17 protein-coding genes and 1 tRNA gene are annotated in these 17160 nt (G+C 53.4%); 6 read left to right on the forward strand and 12 right to left on the reverse strand.

Features of this window, described 5'->3' with window-relative positions:
- Positions 1 to 11: 11 nt before the first annotated feature.
- Positions 12 to 1370: an NAD(P)-dependent oxidoreductase gene (locus QZQ46_RS02065; RefSeq protein WP_296826340.1), complete on the reverse strand. Its 1359-nt coding sequence runs from the start codon at positions 1368 to 1370 to the stop codon at positions 12 to 14.
- 59 nt (positions 1371 to 1429) lie between these two features.
- Positions 1430 to 1506, reverse strand: a tRNA-Arg gene (locus QZQ46_RS02070).
- 191 nt (positions 1507 to 1697) lie between these two features.
- On the opposite strand from QZQ46_RS02070, the gene murQ reads away from it, so the two are divergent.
- Genes murQ through QZQ46_RS02095 form a run of 5 tightly spaced genes read left to right on the forward strand, consistent with a single transcriptional unit; the run spans position 1698 to position 7180 of the window.
- On the forward strand, positions 1698 to 2612 hold the full coding sequence (murQ, locus tag QZQ46_RS02075) for an N-acetylmuramic acid 6-phosphate etherase (RefSeq protein WP_296826342.1): 915 nt from the start codon (positions 1698 to 1700) through the stop codon (positions 2610 to 2612).
- A complete protein-coding gene (locus tag QZQ46_RS02080) occupies positions 2599 to 3978 on the forward strand; it encodes a PTS transporter subunit EIIC (RefSeq protein WP_296826344.1) in 1380 nt (459 codons plus the stop codon). Before murQ ends, QZQ46_RS02080 begins: the two co-directional genes overlap by 14 nt.
- Positions 3978 to 5060: a DUF871 domain-containing protein gene (locus QZQ46_RS02085; protein WP_296826346.1), complete on the forward strand. Its 1083-nt coding sequence runs from the start codon at positions 3978 to 3980 to the stop codon at positions 5058 to 5060. Before QZQ46_RS02080 ends, QZQ46_RS02085 begins: the two co-directional genes overlap by 1 nt.
- Positions 5061 to 5108: 48 nt before the next feature.
- Positions 5109 to 6035, forward strand: a complete 927-nt coding sequence (locus tag QZQ46_RS02090) for an NYN domain-containing protein (RefSeq protein ID WP_296826348.1) — start codon at positions 5109 to 5111, stop codon at positions 6033 to 6035.
- A 29-nt stretch (positions 6036 to 6064) separates the two neighbouring features.
- A complete protein-coding gene (locus QZQ46_RS02095) occupies positions 6065 to 7180 on the forward strand; it encodes a hypothetical protein (protein WP_296826350.1) in 1116 nt (371 codons plus the stop codon).
- Between the two features lie 69 nt (positions 7181 to 7249).
- On the opposite strand, the gene QZQ46_RS02100 is transcribed toward QZQ46_RS02095, so the two are convergent.
- From QZQ46_RS02100 to QZQ46_RS02110, 3 genes are all read right to left on the reverse strand, one after another.
- Entirely contained in the window at positions 7250 to 7576 is a 327-nt protein-coding gene (locus QZQ46_RS02100) for a helix-turn-helix transcriptional regulator (protein ID WP_296826352.1), read from the reverse strand.
- A gap of 103 nt (positions 7577 to 7679) precedes the next feature.
- On the reverse strand, positions 7680 to 7883 hold the full coding sequence (locus QZQ46_RS02105; RefSeq protein ID WP_296826354.1) for a type II toxin-antitoxin system RelB/DinJ family antitoxin: 204 nt from the start codon (positions 7881 to 7883) through the stop codon (positions 7680 to 7682).
- The gene (locus QZQ46_RS02110) at positions 7867 to 8928 is read right to left on the reverse strand and encodes a nicotinate-nucleotide--dimethylbenzimidazole phosphoribosyltransferase (RefSeq protein WP_296826356.1); all 1062 of its coding nucleotides are present in this window, start codon (positions 8926 to 8928) and stop codon (positions 7867 to 7869) included. Before QZQ46_RS02110 ends, QZQ46_RS02105 begins: the two co-directional genes overlap by 17 nt.
- A 255-nt stretch (positions 8929 to 9183) precedes the next feature.
- Between QZQ46_RS02110 and QZQ46_RS02115 the strand changes: the two genes are divergently transcribed.
- Positions 9184 to 10200 (forward strand): LacI family DNA-binding transcriptional regulator, encoded by a 1017-nt coding sequence (locus QZQ46_RS02115; protein WP_296826358.1) that lies wholly within the window; start codon positions 9184 to 9186, stop codon positions 10198 to 10200.
- Positions 10201 to 10293: 93 nt separating this feature from the next.
- On the opposite strand, the gene selA is transcribed toward QZQ46_RS02115, so the two are convergent.
- From selA to purB, 7 genes are all read right to left on the reverse strand, one after another.
- Positions 10294 to 11691: an L-seryl-tRNA(Sec) selenium transferase gene (gene selA, locus QZQ46_RS02120; protein ID WP_296826359.1), complete on the reverse strand. Its 1398-nt coding sequence runs from the start codon at positions 11689 to 11691 to the stop codon at positions 10294 to 10296.
- Positions 11684 to 13606 carry a selenocysteine-specific translation elongation factor gene (gene selB / locus QZQ46_RS02125; RefSeq protein ID WP_296826361.1) on the reverse strand — a complete coding sequence of 641 codons (1923 nt, stop codon included), beginning with the start codon at positions 13604 to 13606 and terminating at the stop codon, positions 11684 to 11686. The genes selA and selB overlap by 8 nt, the downstream gene beginning before the upstream one ends.
- A 4-nt stretch (positions 13607 to 13610) precedes the next feature.
- Positions 13611 to 13883 (reverse strand): DUF3343 domain-containing protein, encoded by a 273-nt coding sequence (locus tag QZQ46_RS02130; RefSeq protein ID WP_296826363.1) that lies wholly within the window; start codon positions 13881 to 13883, stop codon positions 13611 to 13613.
- Positions 13883 to 14140 carry a TIGR03905 family TSCPD domain-containing protein gene (locus QZQ46_RS02135; protein ID WP_296826365.1) on the reverse strand — a complete coding sequence of 86 codons (258 nt, stop codon included), beginning with the start codon at positions 14138 to 14140 and terminating at the stop codon, positions 13883 to 13885. Before QZQ46_RS02135 ends, QZQ46_RS02130 begins: the two co-directional genes overlap by 1 nt.
- Positions 14141 to 14175: 35 nt before the next feature.
- The gene (gene trxA, locus QZQ46_RS02140; RefSeq protein ID WP_296826367.1) at positions 14176 to 14496 is read right to left on the reverse strand and encodes a thioredoxin; all 321 of its coding nucleotides are present in this window, start codon (positions 14494 to 14496) and stop codon (positions 14176 to 14178) included.
- A gap of 117 nt (positions 14497 to 14613) precedes the next feature.
- Complete coding sequence (locus QZQ46_RS02145; protein ID WP_296826369.1) at positions 14614 to 15756, reverse strand: aminotransferase class V-fold PLP-dependent enzyme; 1143 nt, start codon at positions 15754 to 15756, stop codon at positions 14614 to 14616.
- Positions 15757 to 15840: 84 nt separating this feature from the next.
- The gene (purB, locus tag QZQ46_RS02150) at positions 15841 to 17133 is read right to left on the reverse strand and encodes an adenylosuccinate lyase (protein WP_296826371.1); all 1293 of its coding nucleotides are present in this window, start codon (positions 17131 to 17133) and stop codon (positions 15841 to 15843) included.
- Positions 17134 to 17160 lie beyond the last annotated feature (27 nt).

A 17160-nucleotide genomic window follows, 5' to 3' on the forward strand; every position in this document is an offset into this window, starting at 1 on the left:
CTATTTGCCCCCTAAGCTCGTACTGCATCCATAAGTTTCTTAGCTTTCAAATACTGATCGATGCCGTCAGCCGCTTTACGGCCTTCGCGCATAGCCAATACGACGGTCTGCGGTTTGTGGACGATGTCGCCGGCAGCAAAGACGCCTTCCTTGCTGGTCATGCCGTAGGGTGTATCCTTGACGGCGATATAGCCGTCGTCATTGGAAGAAACACCGAAGGACTTAATGATCGGAAGTTCCGGTTTATTGCCGATGGCAGCGATGATTTTATTGGCCGGGACGACGCCGAATTCCCCGGTCGGAACCATGGTCGCATCTTCGAGGATCTGCTGCCGTTCATAACGCAGACCTTCGACGTGCTTTTCTCCGATGACGGCCTTCGGTGCCGAATAAAACTGGAAGCGGACGCCGTCAGCCTTGGCTTCTTCATATTCGGAAGGCAGGCACTTCATATTTCTTTCAGCCCGGCGGTAGACGATGGTAACGTCAGCACCGAGGCGAAGAGACGTGCGGGCCGCGTCGATGGCGACGTTGCCGGCGCCGATGACGATGACCCGGTCGCCTTCCTGAACGGGAAGTTCGTCCGGTTCAAATTCTCCATCCTGGGCACGCTGAACTTGACGCAGGAAAGGTTCCGCTTCGACGATGCCTTCTACGTCTTCATTTTCAACGCCGAGGTTCCAGCCATCCATCGTTCCGACGGCAATAAAGACGGCATCAAAGTCAGCCTGCAGTTCGTCAAGGCTCTTATCGGTGCCGATTTTAACGCCGTATTCAATGGTGACCCCCATGTCGGTCAGGGCCCGGGCTTCCCGCTGAAGCAGTTCTTTATGAAGGCGGAAGGTCGGGATGCCGTAGGTCATGGTACCGCCCGGATGAGATGCGGCTTCATAGATGGTGACATCGTAATCGCGCTTAGCCAGCTCACGGGCAGCTGCCATACCGGCAGGGCCGCAGCCGATGATAGCCACGGTACCGGCCGTTTTCTTGCTGACCGGCTGCTCCGTGAATTTACCTTCCAGGGCCATGTCCGCTACGAAGCGTTCGAGTTTTCCGATTTCAACGGGCTGTCCCTTTTTGCCGAGGATGCAGTGTCCTTCACACTGGGTTTCTCTCGGACAGATACGGCCGCAAATCGCCGGCAAGTCACTGCGGTTATAAATATGCGCAGCAGCCGCGCCAAAATCCCCCTGGGTCAAGGCGTGGATGAATTGCGGAATTTCATTTTCAATGGGGCAGCCTTTACGGCACTGAGGTACTTTACAGTTGAGGCAGCGTTTTGCTTCAGCAATCGCTTCAGACAGTGTAAAATCGGCATCATGCATGACTTCTTCGTGGAAAGAAGCAACTCGGTTCTTCATATCAGACATGAGGAAACCCACCTTTCCGGTACTATTATATAAGGATAAATATTGCAAAGATAAAAAAATGGTGCGCCCAAGATGACTCGAACATCCGACACGCAGTTTAGGAAACTGCTGCTCTATCCAGCTGAGCTATGGGCGCACATGACACACAGGCCTGCTGCATGCAGACTAATCATACCATGAAACAGCAAAAAAATAAAGGCATGGCCATTGAAAAAAGTCCTATTGCAACTGCTGTCAACACTCTCTATAATTAGATATATAAGCCCTTTCGTAAAGAAAAGGCAAAACCGCTCATCATTACGATGAAAAGGGAAAGAAAGGAATTGTATGATTGAACTAGAATCACTGGCGACGGAGCAGCGGAACAGCTGCAGCCAGCATATTGACCGGCTTCCGACAGAAGCCATGGTAAGCCTCATCAATGACGAAGACCACAAGGTCGCCGAAGCTATAAAAGGAATTGTCCCCGACATCGCCCGGGCCGTCGACGTCATCGCCGATCGTCTCCGCCAGGGCGGGCGCCTGTTCTATATGGGAGCCGGCACCTCGGGACGACTGGGAATCCTCGACGCCGTCGAGTGCCCGCCAACATACAGCACGGATCCTGATCAGATTCAAGGCCTTATTGCCGGCGGCTATGACGCCATCTTCCGCGCAAAAGAAGGCGCCGAAGATTCACCGGATCTCGGTCGAGACGATTTAATAGAAAAAGGCCTTACGGCCGGCGATATCGTCGTCGGCCTCAGCGCCTCCGGGCGGACGCCCTACGTCGTCGGCGGCCTGACCTATGCCAACAGCGTCGGGGCGGCGACCATCGCCATTGACTGTTCGCCAAACTCCCCCATCGGGGCCTGTGCCGCCATCGACCTCTGTGCCGTCGTCGGCCCGGAAGTCGTCACCGGCTCGACGCGGATGAAGGCCGGCACCGCTCAAAAAATGATTGCCAACATGCTGTCCACAGGAGCCATGATCCGCTTGGGAAAGGTCTACGGCAATCTCATGGTCGACGTTAAGTCGTCCAACAAGAAGCTCGAAGAACGGGCGCGGCGCATCGTCATGACTGCCACCGGCTGCAGCCGCCAGGATGCCGTTGAAGCCTTAACAGAAAGCGGAGGCCGGGCCAAAACGGCCATCGTCATGGTCCTCCTCGGCCTATCAGCCAAAGAGGCAGACGCCAAATTAGCCGCAGCTCGGGGCTACGTCGCCGCCGTAATCCAGGAGGCAGACCATGGATTACGATAAACTGGCCAAAGACATCTACGACATCACCGGCCCTTCCGACAACATCCAAAAAGCCTACAACTGCATGACCCGCCTGCGCCTGACCGTAAAGGACGAACATTTCACTAAGGAAGACTTGGCAAAACTTCCCGGCGTCCTCGGCGTCAACCGGTCAGGAGACGAATGGCAGATCATCGTAGGGCCTGGCAAGGCAACGAAACTCTACCAGGCTTTTGCCAAAATCGCCGGCGATGACAGCGGCCGCCGGCCGGCCCCCCAAACGGATTCCGAAGAGAGTCCGCAAGGCCCCTTTGACGGCAAAGCCTTGCACGAAGAAATCCGACGGAAAAATGCGACGCCGGCCAAACAGGCCTTGAAGAAAATCGCCCACATCTTCGTCCCCATCATCCCGGCCTTCATTGCCTGCGGCCTGATTACAGGACTGCTCAATGTCGCCGTGAAGGTCGATCCGACACTGGCTGCCCAGCCGATTTTCCAGATGCTGGCCATTGCCGGCAACGCCGCCTTTTTCGGACTGAATATCTTTGTCGGCATCAACGCCGCCAAGGAATTCGGCGGCTCCCCCATGTTAGGCGGCGTCATGGCCGCCGTCTTGAGCCATCCCGGTTTGACGAAGATCACCCTCTTCGGCGATAATCTCGTCCCTGGACGAGGGGGCATCATCGCCGTCCTCCTGGTCGTCTTCTTTTCATCATGGCTTGAAAAGAAACTCCACCGCATCGTCCCGGATATGGTCGATCTCTTCGTCACCCCTTTGGCCGTCGTCGTCATCTCGACCTTCATCGCCCTCTTCATCTGTCAGCCCGTCGGCGGATACTTATCCGAAGCCATCGGCTATGCGGCGACAAAATCCATCGGCAGCGGCGGCGCCCTGACGGGCTTTATTCTAGGCGGGACCTTCCTGCCCATGGTCATGGTCGGAATTCACCAGGGACTGACACCGATTCACGCCGAACTCTTGTCTCAATACGGTGTGACCATCCTGCTGCCCATCCTGGCCATGGCCGGCGGAGGCCAAGTCGGTGCTTCCTTTGCTGTCTACATCAAGACCAAGAACAAGGGACTGAAAAAGACGATTGCCTCGGCCCTTCCCGTCGGCCTCATGGGTGTCGGCGAACCCCTCATCTACGGCGTCACCCTGCCCTTAGGCCGTCCCTTCATCGGGGCCTGTATCGGCGGTGCTGTAGGCGGAGCCGTTCAGGCGGCCTATATGGTCGGCGCCGCCACAATCGGTATTTCCGGCCTTCCCCTGGCTGCCGGAACGGACAACATCCCCATGTATCTCCTAGGCCTTGCCGCCGCTTATATAGCCGGCTTCATTGCAACGTATATACTGGGGTTCGATGATCCAAAGGAGGATGAATAATGGAAACAGGCATTTCAATCTACCCCGGCCTCCGAGGCAGCATCCGAGAAAAAACGGGACTTATTGAAGAAGCGGCCGCCTTAGGCATTCGCCGTCTGTTCACCTCTTTCCATATTCCCGAAACGGATGCCGCAGCCTTTCATCGAGAACTGGACGCCGTCCTAAAAGCAGCCCGCGAAAACAGTATGGACGTCGTCGCCGACATCTCGTCGGCCTCGGCAGCCCTCTTAGGAATGGACCGTGTTGAACCGGTAAAACTTGCCAAGCTCGGCATTACGACCGTTCGCTTCGACGACGGCTTCGATGCCGAAAAAATAGCCCTCTACAGTCAGGTCATCAAGGTACAGCTCAATGCTTCGACCTTGACGGAAGACAGCTTGAAAGAGCTACAAAAAAAAGGAGCTCGCTTGGAAGCCGTCGACGGACTGCACAACTTCTACCCCAGGCCGCACACAGGCCTTGACCGCGATTATTTCATCGCCCAGACGAAGATGCTCCAATCCTACGGGCTTTCCGTAGGCGCCTTCATTGCCAGCCGTGAGGGACGCCGAGCCCCTTTATCAGAAGGACTGCCGACCCTCGAAGAACATCGCCGTCAGCCCGTCAGCCTGGCCGCCCGCCATCTGGCAGCCTTAGGACTGCAGTCGGTCTTTATCGGTGACGATCGGCCATCCCTTACGGAGCTTCGCGAACTGTCCCGCGCCGGCCGGGAAGAAACAGGCGTCGTCGTCATAAAAGCCCGTTTCTTAATCCGCGAACCCTACGTACAGGACCTCCTGTCCCATACCTTTACGGCACGCCCCGATCCGTCACGAGACGTCATCCGTGCCAGCGGCAGCCGCAGCTTTTTAGACGGCCGCATCGTCGAGCCGGACAGTGCCGGCTTCCGCAGTCTCCGCCGCGGCGACATCACCATTGACAATGCCGATTTTCTGCGCTATATGGGCGAAGTGCAGATTGTAAAACGAGAACTTGAGCCGGAAGAACGGACCAATATAGCTGCGAAAATCCTGCCTGAAGAAGAATTTCTCATCGACACCATTACACCGGGTCGGAAATTTCGCTTTGAATTTATCCGCTAAGGCCAACATGTATTGATGAAACGTAATGAAAACAGAGGTAAAACAACTATGAATCAAGAAATGAAACTCGCCGTTCTCATCGACGCCGAAAATATTTCCAGTAAATACATTGACGTCATCCTGTCAGAATCCAACAACCTCGGCGACGTAGTCTACAAACGAATTTACGGCAACTGGACGACACCGCAGATGGCGTCGTGGCGCAATACGATCCTTGACAACGCCATCCAGCCCATCCAACAGTACAGCAACACGATCCGCAAAAATTCATCGGACTCGGCCCTCATCATCGATGCCATGGATTTATTGTATAAGAGCAATCTCGACGGTTTCTGCATCGTATCGTCAGACAGCGACTTCACCCGCCTGGCATCGCGCCTCCGTGAATCGCAAAAGTACGTATTAGGCATGGGCGAAAGTAAGACGCCCCGTTCCTTCATCTCAGCCTGCAACAAATTCCTCTACCTCGACGTCCTTTGGGAAGAAGCCGAAGAACACGATGCCGAAGAAATCGAACCGGCTGAACATGAAGAATCTGCTCCGGAACCAGAAGCAGATACGGCAAAACCCGAAAAAACCGAAGCTGAAGTTGAAGCTCATCCTGACGAAGCCGAAAGTGACCACACTCCGGCACAGCCTGAAGCAGACGCGCCTTCCGGCAAGACACCGGGAAAAGACTTCTCGACCATCCGCCAGGCCCTCATCAAGCTGACCGAAGAAAATTCCGACGACAACGGCTGGATTTTCTCCGGCACCTTGGGCAATCTCCTGAGCAAACAGTTCTCCGACTTCGACGTCCGAAATTTCGGATACAAAAAATTCGTGCCCTTCATCGAATCGCTGAATCTCTTTGAAGTCAACACCTTTACGGACGAAAAAAACCGCACGGTCAAGCACAACTACTTCAAGCTTAAACAGACACCGAAGCGGCAGCGCCGCACCTTTCGTCCGTACTATAAACAGCGCGGCCACTAAGAGTTATCCACTCAGGGAGGATGCCCGTCATGAATACCAACACCCAAAAGGCGCTGGAATCCCTGCAGCGGCGTAAGGTTAATTCATCCATCGCCATTGCCGCAGATCTGGCAAACGACAACATGAATAGCATTTGCCGGCTGGCCCTGGCCTGGATTAGTGATGGCAGCGTCCATGGCATTTCTTATCTCATCAAGCCCCGCGAAGGTCCCGTTGAAACCCGACATGTCACGGAAGCCATGCTGAAAGACAGCAAGCCTTTTGATGCCGTCTGGGATGAAGACATATCCTTTCTCATCGAAGATGCCTTCCTGTCGGCCTATCATTCAGAAGAGTTGTTTACCGCCATCAAGGCCAGCTATGAAGCGTCAGGCCGGGAATGGCCCGTCCGCGACGTTTACATCCGAGATCTCCAGTTCTTAGCTGCGACATACATCCCGAATCTGGCCAACGACTCGCTGACGTCCATCCTGCACCGCATGGACATCACCGTCGACATGGACAGTGCCCTCAGCCGGGCCATGGCCTGTATCTGCGGCCTAAGCTGGCTGGAAGAGTTCTATCCCATTTCCAGTTACCGCATCCCTTTATCGTCAGTCATGGCCGGTGCCCTTCGAGGACATGAAGAAAGCCTTGAACCGCCGGAGTCTGAAGAGGAAGAAAAGGAAAAGAGTAAATATAAAAAATTGGACTATTATACGAAGATACTCTTACTCCCTTTCGTCATACTCTGCCTGTTCCTCACCATTTATTACATCCACCGCCAACGCGAGGCCAATCAGTCGAACGTCAACTTTTCCCAGTATTCCCAAGACGGCGTTCCGGCCATGAGCGATACAGAAAAAGAAGCGCAGCCCAAGGAACACCGCCTGCCGTCCAGCAGCGGCCGCTACCTCATGATGCGCGGGACCTATGTCATCCCCGACAAAGAGACGATTCCCGTTTTCCTGAAAGCCAGCCGCAACCGCGACATGGAAACCATACGGGCCCTCGTCCGCTCCGATAAAATTCTGATTTTCGCCAAACCGACGCGAATCCAGATTACCGATGATACCGTCTACGAAGGATTTATTCCCATTCAAATCCTCGAAGGGGATTACGCCAACCAAAAAGGTTTCGCCGCAGAAAATATGATTACAAAATAAAAGCGCCTGCTCGCCGAGGCTCTATACCTCCTGCGAGCAGACGCTCTTTTTGTGTGTGAAATCATCAGGCTATAAGTCTTCACCGATGAAACGGGATAGTTCCTGTAACGCTTGTTCGTTGCGGCGATAGTAAGTCCAGCGCCCAACGCGTTCTGTCGACAATAAGCCGGCACGCTGCAGCATATCCAAATAGTGAGAAATCGTCGATTGCGAAATCCCAGCTTTATCCTGAATAGAACCAACGCAGATGCCACCAGGGCAGTCGGCTGTATCTGGAGACAGATGAAGCTTTTTACCAGGAAAATGTTTTTCCGGATCTTTGAGCCAGATCAGGATATTTACCCGCGTTTCATTGGAGAGTGCCTTGCACATTTCCATGAATTGCTTCTTGTCCATCTGTATACATCTACCTTTCTAGATATTTAAAAATTATCTATTAATAGGATACGATGAAATGGCATTTTTGTCAATATATACGAGTAATATTTGAGTAAACAAATTAGAAAGCGTCCCATTCGGCAAAGCGTTCATTCATTCGTTTTTTCTTAATTTTCCGCGTCTTTTCCTCACTCGAGGCAAAGGGCATCTTTCCCGCCTCGATAGTTCGTTTATAAAAAATTTCTACCGCTTGTTCTTCCGTCAGGCCTAAGCGGGCAAAGACGGCCCGAGCCTTCTCTCTCGTCACTTCATCCACGCTGTTCATCTCCTTGGCGTTGATCGTATCGTGCCTGTGCTTCTTGATTGATGCCGTCTAAAGTCGCCATATGCCAGACGGCATACATCATCGTCTTGAGCAGGATGACACCCAGCACGGCTCCCGTCCCTTCACCGAGGGAAAGACCTGCCGTCAAGGGCACATCATACTCGTCGATGCCGCATAAGCGCAGGGCCTGAGCCATGCCGGGCTCCCGCGAAATATGAGACGGCAGGGCAAAGTCCCGTACCTTAGGATTCATGGCAACGGCACAGGCCAAGGCCGTCGCCGTAATAAAGCCGTCGATATAAAAAGGGATGCCTTCGTCAGCACAGGCCCGCATGGCCCCGCACAAGGCGGCCAGGTCAAATCCGCCGACACAGCGAAGAGCCCCTTCCGGCGATGTGAGTTCCCTTTCATAGCGCTCCATGGCATCAGCAATGACACTCCGCTTATGGAAAAGGAGTTTATAATTTCCCCGGGCAGAACCAAAACCGGAAAGCCAGGTCATCTTCTTCGGCGACAGGGCCGTAAGCACCGCTGCCGACGTCGTCGTATTGCCGATACCCATTTCTCCGAAGGACAGGAGGTTGATGCCGTCGGCCTTTGCCGCCTGCACCCGTTCTCGTCCGGCAGCCATCGCCTTATGAAGCTGGTCTTCACTCATAGCCGGTTCCTTGGAAAAATCCCGCGTCCCCCTGGCAATCTTGCAGTCGATACCGACGGCATCAGCACTGTCAATACCGACGTCGACGACCTCATAGGGAATCTCTTGACTGCGGCAGAAGCAGGTCACGGCCGACGTCCCTTCCACCATGTGGCGGCTCTGCATATAAGTGATATCGGCTAATTGGGCGACGACACCGGAGCGGACGACGCCGTTGTCGGCTGCAAAGATGAGGTGCTTGGGCCGGAGCTCTCTATGAAATTCTCCCCAAGCGAGCAGCACCTGCTTAGCCTGTTTTTCTAAGAGGCCCAAACTTCCGGGCGGCTTGGCTAAATTGTCCACTTGGTGCAGCACCTGCTTGATATAAGCTTCTCTATCTTCGGTCATATATATCCCCTTTTGCCCCTTCGGTCTTGACGGCTGCCATCGACGGCCGACAAAAACCTCCATCTGTATTATTTTTTTATTGTATCATGATTGGCCGTTCTTCGCCATGACGGCCCCTGTTAATACAAAAAAATGTATTTTTAAAAATTCTGACACAGACACTCGTGAATATTTGTCCATTCTGTAGCACATATTTCCTTGAAAAAACGTTTAATTTATGTCAGAATAATAGACATAAGAGTGGAGGTGGCTATCGTGTCCACAATTAAAGATATTGCAAAAGCTGCCGGCGTTTCTATTGCTACCGTTTCTATCGTCCTGAACGGCAAGGGGCGGGAACGAAAAATTTCTCAGGAAACTCAACAGCGTATATTCAAAATTGCACAAGATTTAAACTACGTTCCCAACCAATCGGCAAAGAAGCTGCGGTCAGCTCAAAAGGACAGCTACGCCATTGCATTCTACTGGGCAACAGACTTTCGTATCAACTACTTGGCCCGTATTACCCTCGGTATCCAAGAAGAAATCATGAAACAGAATAAAACAATTCATTTAACCGTCGTCCCATATAAAGTCGATCAGCTCCAAAAACAGCTCGAGGCCATGCAAAATGAATTTTTCAACGGCATCATCATCGCCAACATGTCCAACAAGGATATGGATTACCTCAATTCCATCCATATTCCCTGCCCGGTGGTACTGTTCAACAGAGAATCGGATAAATACAGCAGCGTCACCATGGACAACTATCAGATTGGCTGCAACGTCGCCCGTCACTTCCTCGACAAAGGCATTTTTGACGCCGGCGTCTTGACTCATGATACGACCTTCCCCATCATGCGTACTTGGATGCAGGGCTTCCTCGATACCTTTGCCCAAAACGGCCATCCCGTTCCGGAAGAAAACATCGTCCTCTGCGACACGGCGTCGTCCAGTGCCGTCGCCGCAACGAAAAAACTCTATGAAGAAAAACGCATGCCCCGTGCCATGTTCTGCGAATCGGACGTCCTGGCTCACGGCATGCTCTACGCCTGCCACGACCTGGGCATATCGATTCCGAAAGAAGTAGAAGTCTTTACCATCGGGATCAATATGGCTCAACTCAACGACTATGCCATTCCGTCCCTGTCCCGCGTCGACATCCCCATGGGTGAAATCGGACAGCACTGCCTGCATCTCATGGTCGATCTCATCGAAAAGAAAAAAGAAAATCCGACAGTTCAGTTCGTCGAAGGCCGGGAAATCATCGGCCAGTCCTCTCCTGCAGAATAACGGCTTTATGCTTTAACCTCCCTATATTGCCAAAAACAACCTGTCCTCTAAAGATACAGTCTTTAGGGGACAGGTTGTTTCGTATGCGTTTTTTTATGATTCAGACCGAAAAAAAGCTTTCAATGCCTCTGCAATATCGGAAAATTCGTCATCAGAAAGGGTGCGGACGGAAAAAATCAGTTTTTCATGGCGAATGAGAGCAATAATCGCTGGGTATCCTTTTCGAAGGCCTTCTTCCAAGGCGGCTGCCGACACCGTCATCGGCCGGACAGCAACGCCCCAGCCGGGAAGGACAACACCGGGACAGGCCCCGCCGCCGACGGCATCTTCGACTTCGACGAGGGTGATTTCAACGGGAAGATTTTCCTTTCCTAAGAGCGCAGCCAAGGCCTCTCCGCGCGTACGACAAAGTTCGCCAGACTGGGCGAGAGATGCCAAGGTCGGGATCTTCTGAAGGCCTTCACCGTCCCGATATATCATGAGCGTCCCTTCGAGAGCAGCTAAGGTCATCTTATCGATGCGAAGGGCCCGAAGCAAGGGGTGACGTCTCATGGATTCAATATAAGAAGCCTTGCCGACGATGATGCCCGCCTGGGGGCCGCCTAAAAGTTTATCCCCGCTAAAGGTAACGACGTCACAGCCGGCTTCGACAGCTTCGCGGACCGTCGGTTCATGAGGGAGTCCCAGTGTCTCCAAGTCGACAAAGAGGCCGCTGCCGAGATCAGTGATACAGGGCAGGTTTCTTGAATGTGCCAGTTCAGCCAGGTCAGCGGCTGCTACACTATCCGTAAAGCCGATGATGCGGTAGTTGCTGGTATGGACCTTCATCAAAGCACCAGTGGCTTCACCCATAACCCGTTCATAATCGGCCAGATGAGTCTTGTTGGTCGTCCCCACCTCACGGATGGTACAGCCTCCCTGTTCGATGACATCGGGAATGCGGAAGGAGCCGCCGATTTCAACCAATTCTCCTCGGGAAATGACGACTTCTTTACCAGGCACCAGGCTGGCCAACACTAACAGGACAGCGGCGGCATTGTTGTTGACGACCAGGGCATCTTCGGCCCCGGTCAGCCGGCAGAGGAGGTCCCGCACATGGTCATCGCGAAGGCCCCGCTTCCCTTGAGCTAAATCGTACTCTAAATTATTGTAATGTCCGACGAGGTCCGCCATCTGCCGGGCGATGTCCGGACTGAGGACAGACCGGCCCAAATTGGTATGAAGGATGGTCCCGGTTCCATTGATGACTCGGCGCAGGTGTGTCCGATCAGCCCTTTGTATCGCAGAAAGAACGGCCTTTTCAAAAAGCTCCATAGAAAAAGGCTCCTCCCGGCGGCCTTCCAAGATAGCGCGCCGCCAGTCATCGAGAACGGTGCGAATGGCATCGCGGATGACATGGCGAGGCTTTCCCAGCCCTTGAAAAGCCGGGCGCTGCAAAAGGGTATCCACATCTGGCAGCTGGCGAAGCAGCTGTTGAATGGCTTCATTCATAAAAAGTCTCTCCTTTTGATTCATAGTCGGCCGCCTTCGGTCCGGCAGCCCGGCCGTCGCCGGCTCTCACCGTCAGGCCTTTTCCGTCAAAATAGGTCAGGATCAAAAGGGCCTGACGGCGGTTAATCTTCAAGAGATCCCGCAAGGTTCCTACTTTCAAGACCGCCTCCGTCTTAAAATACTGAACGATGATTTCCGCTGCCCGATGAATCCGGTCCTTGGATAAGACAAAATCCGGTGAAAGAAAGATGAGGCTCTTCCCCTGCAAGGCGGTTAGGATTTCCGGTACCTCCGTCCCCAAAGAAAGGAGGTCAGCAATCGCAACGGGACTGTACCCGCTTCGAGCCAATCGCTTTTCAATCTCCGACTGATATTGACGCTGGCGAAGTGAAAAGACGCGGCGAAAATCCTTAGCCGCCACGAAATTCCGCGACAGGCGGCAGATTTTCCTCGACAAGAACAATTGCAGCAGCGCCCGTCCTTCTCTTTCACCAAGGCCCAACCGCTGCCGCCACTCCGATTGAGGCATGCCGAGGCGCAAGGGCCACCTTTGATGATATTCATGGAGGATGGAAAGGCTCCGAGCCTGCCATGATTTGAAGGCTTCCAGATGAAGCCAGCCCAGGTGAAATTCCTTTGCCAGTCCCTGACTTTTTAAATGTTCGAGGGCCTCTTCAACCTGTTCCAGCGGCAGATCGGTCCCGGCAGAAACGGCCGCAGCCGTCGAAAAGGGCACTTGACAACACTGCAAAAAATGAGCAATCAATTCGCCTTTCAGACCGGCATCGCGAGCCCGTAAGGCCGTCAGCAGCTCCTCTTTAAAGCGGCGGTGTTTTTCCGGCCGGGCATCGAGGATTTTCCCGCCGGCCAGGGTATGCATGGGAGAAAAAGAACGCAGAATAAAGGGATCGCCGCTTTTGACATAGATTTCATCTCGCTCCAGCCGCAGCTGCAAGAATCCGGCTGTCCCGGGTTCTATCTGCTCAACCCCCAAGGGGACGACACGGGCCATGACTTCCCGCGTCCCGACCAGGAGGCGCACACGCTGCCAAAGAACGAGGGGCGGCGCCTCACCAAGGCAGGTCACCTTGGCATCGATCATACGCGTCGCTGTCATATCCGGCACCGTACAGAGGACAGATCCCCGGAGGACGTCCACACTGGAAATTCCGGCCAAGTTGAAAGCCGTCCGCTGTGATGGTTCCGCTCGCGGAACGCTTTCTTCATGCACCTGGATATTGCGGATGCGCAGCTGCCGCCCGCCGGGATAAAGCCATAGAGACTGCCCCCTTTCCACGGCCCCGTCGAGGAGGGTACCCGTGACGATGGTTCCGACACCATTGATAGAAAAAGAACGGTCTACATGGAGGCGGCCATGACCGCCGGAAACTTGGGGCAAAATCGTTTCCGCCGTCTGCTGAATGGCAGCAATAAGTTCCGGTAAGCCGCGGCCGCTTACGGCATCGGTAACGACGACCGGTGCCGACTCCGCCGCCGTACCGCCGAGGTCCTGCCTCATCTGATTTAAGGCTGCGTCAAGAGCTCCCGGCGAAACGGTGTCAGCCTTAGTGACGACGACAATAAATTTACGAACGCCAAAAAGGGTCAAGATGCCGAGATGTTCTCGCGTCTGCGGCATGACCCCTTCATTGGCATCGACGACGAGAAGGACCATGTTGAGGCCCGGCAAGCCGGCGACCATATTCTTTATAAACTTTTCATGACCGGGTACATCGACGATGCCGGCCCGCGTCCCATCGGGCAGGTCCAGCCAGGCAAAGCCTAAATCGATAGTCAGGCCCCGCCGTTTCTCTTCAGTCGTCCGGTCGGTCTCGATTCCCGTCAGGGCCCGCACGAGGGTCGTCTTGCCATGATCGACATGACCGGCTGTCCCGATGACGATATGTCTGGTCATCTTGTCAACCTTCTTTTATCTTCGTATATGAAACGGCAAGGCCTTGACGGCAGGCATGATATAAAGCGGCCCAGTCCACCGACTCTTTGTCGAGCAAGGCAGTGAGGGCCGCTTCATCATTCAACTCGTATTTTAAAGAAAAACCGCAGGACGCATCGATTTTTCCCGGTGTAGGAATGATGCGTACCGAAAGTCCCGCTTCCTTAGCAAGGCGCTCGCCTTCAATAGCCTGCTTCGTCGACGGCACTAAGACGATGCCGTATTCACTGACCGCCATTACCCTTCCTGAGCCAAGGCCTGTTCAACGGCCAGTGCCAGCTGGTCGGCACAAGACGTTCCCCGGTCCTCGCAGGGATTGCCCTTTAAGATGGCGACAGCCCGCTTGGCATCGGCATCTTCAAGAAGCTTGCCGAGAGCCAGGGTATTGCCCGGGCATCCGCCGACGAAGCGGACGTCATGGAGCTTTCCGTCTTCGATGGCGAAAGAAATCTCACGAGAACAAGTTCCCTTGGTCTTATAGGAATAGCTTTTCATAAAAAATCACCTCGAATATCCGTAGAAGGAACGGATTATTTCAGCAGGGAATCTAATTTGCCCTTCAATACATTGGCCGGAACGGAACCGATAGCCCGATCGACGACTTTCCCGTCTTTGAAAAAGACCATGTTGGGAATCGTGCTGACATCGTAATCCTGGGCCAGGGCCGGATTTTCATCGACGTCGAGCTTACCGATTTTTACCTTGCCCGTATATTCTTCAGCAAGTTCTGTAATAATCGGGCCTTCCTTTTCGCATACGCCGCACCAGGTTGCAAAGAAATCGACCAAAACGGGTTCGCTGCTGTTCAAAACTTCTTTTTCAAAATTATCCATTGAAAATTTATATTCCATAATAGACGCCACCTTTCTTATTTTGACTATTTGCCTTTTATAACTAATTTCATTATATATTAGTACACCAATCGAGTCAAGTTTTCCGAAAAAATTTACAAAATCGTCAAAAAGGGCTTACGAGCGGGCAATGACATCTAATGCCTCTGCCGCCGCCAAGACGTCGTCAACGGTCGTAAATTGGGAAAAAGAAAAGCGGACCGTTCCTTGAACGGCCGTCCCCAAAGCCTGATGCATAAGGGGTGCGCAATGATAGGCCGGCCGCGTCGCCATGTGATGCGTCTCCCACAGGATGTCGCTGACGACAGCCGACTCAGCATCACCGATATTGAGACTGTAGACGCCGACCCGGGGGCCGGAAAAATCACCGTAAAGGCGAATGCCGGGAATGGCCTTCACGGCGGGAATAAAAGCTCGGGCCAAGGCTTCTTGATGAGCCATAATCGCCGGAATCCCCTTTTCCAAAACAAGGCCGACGGCAGCGCTCAAGCCGGCAATACCGGCGACATTGGCCGTCCCCGCTTCAAAGACAGTGGGAACCGATGAAGGCTGCGCCTGCTCAAAGGTATGAACACCGTCACCGCCGGTAATAAACGGCAGCACTTCGACATCACGGCGAATGATGATTCCCCCGGTTCCGCCCGGTCCATAGAGGGATTTATGCCCTGTAAAGCAGGCCGCCGTCACCCTGCCGTCGGAGAGATCGATGTCATAAGCACCGGCCGTTTGGGATACGTCGACGATGAGCCCCAAATGATGAGCCCGGCAAAAAGCTTTGATACGATTCAAATCGAGGACATTGCCGGTCACATTGGAGGCATGATTGCAGACCAGCCACTTGGTCTTCGGCGTCAGCAGGTTCTCCATTTGATCATAAACCAAGGCTCCCGTTGAAGCGACAGCAGGAATGACAGCCAGTTCAGCCCCCAGTGCTTCCAACTGGTATAAGGGCCGTAAAACGGCATTGTGTTCCCAAGCCGTCGTCAATACGCCGTCGCCGGGACGGATGAGTCCCTTGAGGACCATGTTCAGGGCCGTCGTAGAATTATGAGTAAAGGCGACGTCATATAAATCATGACCGTGAAATAAGGCCTTGATTTTCTCTTTAGCCGCCAAGACGATGCCATAGGCCTTCAAGGAATATCCGTGGGCACCACGAGACGGATTGCCGACGTCGCCGGCTGTCAAGGCTTTAAAGACGGCCTTCCCTACAGCCTCCGGCTTTTTAGCCGTCGTCGCCGCATTGTCAAAATAATACATGACGCCCTCCTTTCAGAACAACCCTATAAAAAAGGCCTGACGAGACTGCCGAAGCAGGTCGTCAGGTTTTTACAAGGTTACTAATTAAATGCCAAAGCGAGCAAAGATCGTATCGACGTGACTGAGCATCTTCTTGACATCAAAGCAGCCTTCGATTTCTGCTTCGGTCATGAACTGCTTAACGTCTTCGTCTTTTTTCAGATTTTCCAGGAAATCTTCGCCGTCGATCCAGCGCTTCATGGCATTGCGCTGTACCCAGCGGTAAGCCTGTTCACGAACGGCACCTTTTTCAACGAGGGTGTTGAGGATGATCGGGCTGTAAATGAGTCCGCCCGTCAGGTTGAGATCGGCCATCATCTTGTCGGGATAAACGAGGAGTTTATCGATGACCCGCGTAAAGGTCTGGAGCATATAGTCGAGGGCGATCGTGCTGTCCGGCAGGATAACTCGTTCTACAGAAGAATGGGAAATGTCGCGTTCATGCCAGAGGGCGACGTCTTCCAAAGCTGCCTGGGCATTGCCGCGGATGACGCGGGCTAAGCCGCACATGCGTTCACAAGTAATGGGGTTGCGCTTATGAGGCATGATGGACGAACCTTTCTGTTTGGGGCTGAAATATTCTTCAGCTTCCCGGACTTCCGTCCGCTGGAGGTGACGGATTTCCGTTGCCATTTTATCGATGGAGCTGGCGATGACGGCCAAGGTCGTAACATATTCGGCATGGCGGTCACGCTGCAGGGTCTGCGAAGAAATGGGCGACGGCGCAATGCCGAGGTGTTCGCAGACGTATTGTTCAACGAAGGGATCAACGTCGGCATAAGTACCGACAGCACCGGAAATCTTACCGACGGCAATCGTTTCCTTGGCGTGTTTCATGCGGTCGATGTCGCGTTCGATTTCAGCCATCCAGTTGCACAGCTTGAGGCCGAAAGTCGTCGCTTCAGCATGGATGCCGTGAGTACGGCCGATGCACGGCGTATATTTAAATTCAACGGCACGGCGGCGCAATACGGCGTGGAAGTCTTCGAGGTCCTTGATGAGGATATCCGAAGCCTGTTTCAGCATGGAACCTAAGGCCGTATCTTTGACGTCCGTCGACGTCAGGCCCAGGTGGACGTACTTTCCGGCTTCCCCGATATTTTCGGAAAGGTTAGAGACGAAAGCAGCAATATCGTGGTGTGTTTCCGCTTCGATTTCATGGATGCGGTCGACAGAAAAGGCAGCTTTTTCGCGAATTTCTTTCGCTGCTTCCTTGGGGATGTTCCCCAATTCAGCCTGGGCTTCACTGGCCAGGATTTCGACCTGTTTCAGCGTATCCCATTCATTGAATTCTGTCCAAATCTGACCCATTTCCGGTTTCGTATAGCGTTCAATCACAGTTGATCTCTCCTTTATCATTGACAT

Origin of the sequence: uncultured Megasphaera sp. (genome assembly GCF_900539295.1) — a bacterium.
Classification (GTDB): Bacteria; Bacillota; Negativicutes; order Veillonellales; family Megasphaeraceae; genus Megasphaera.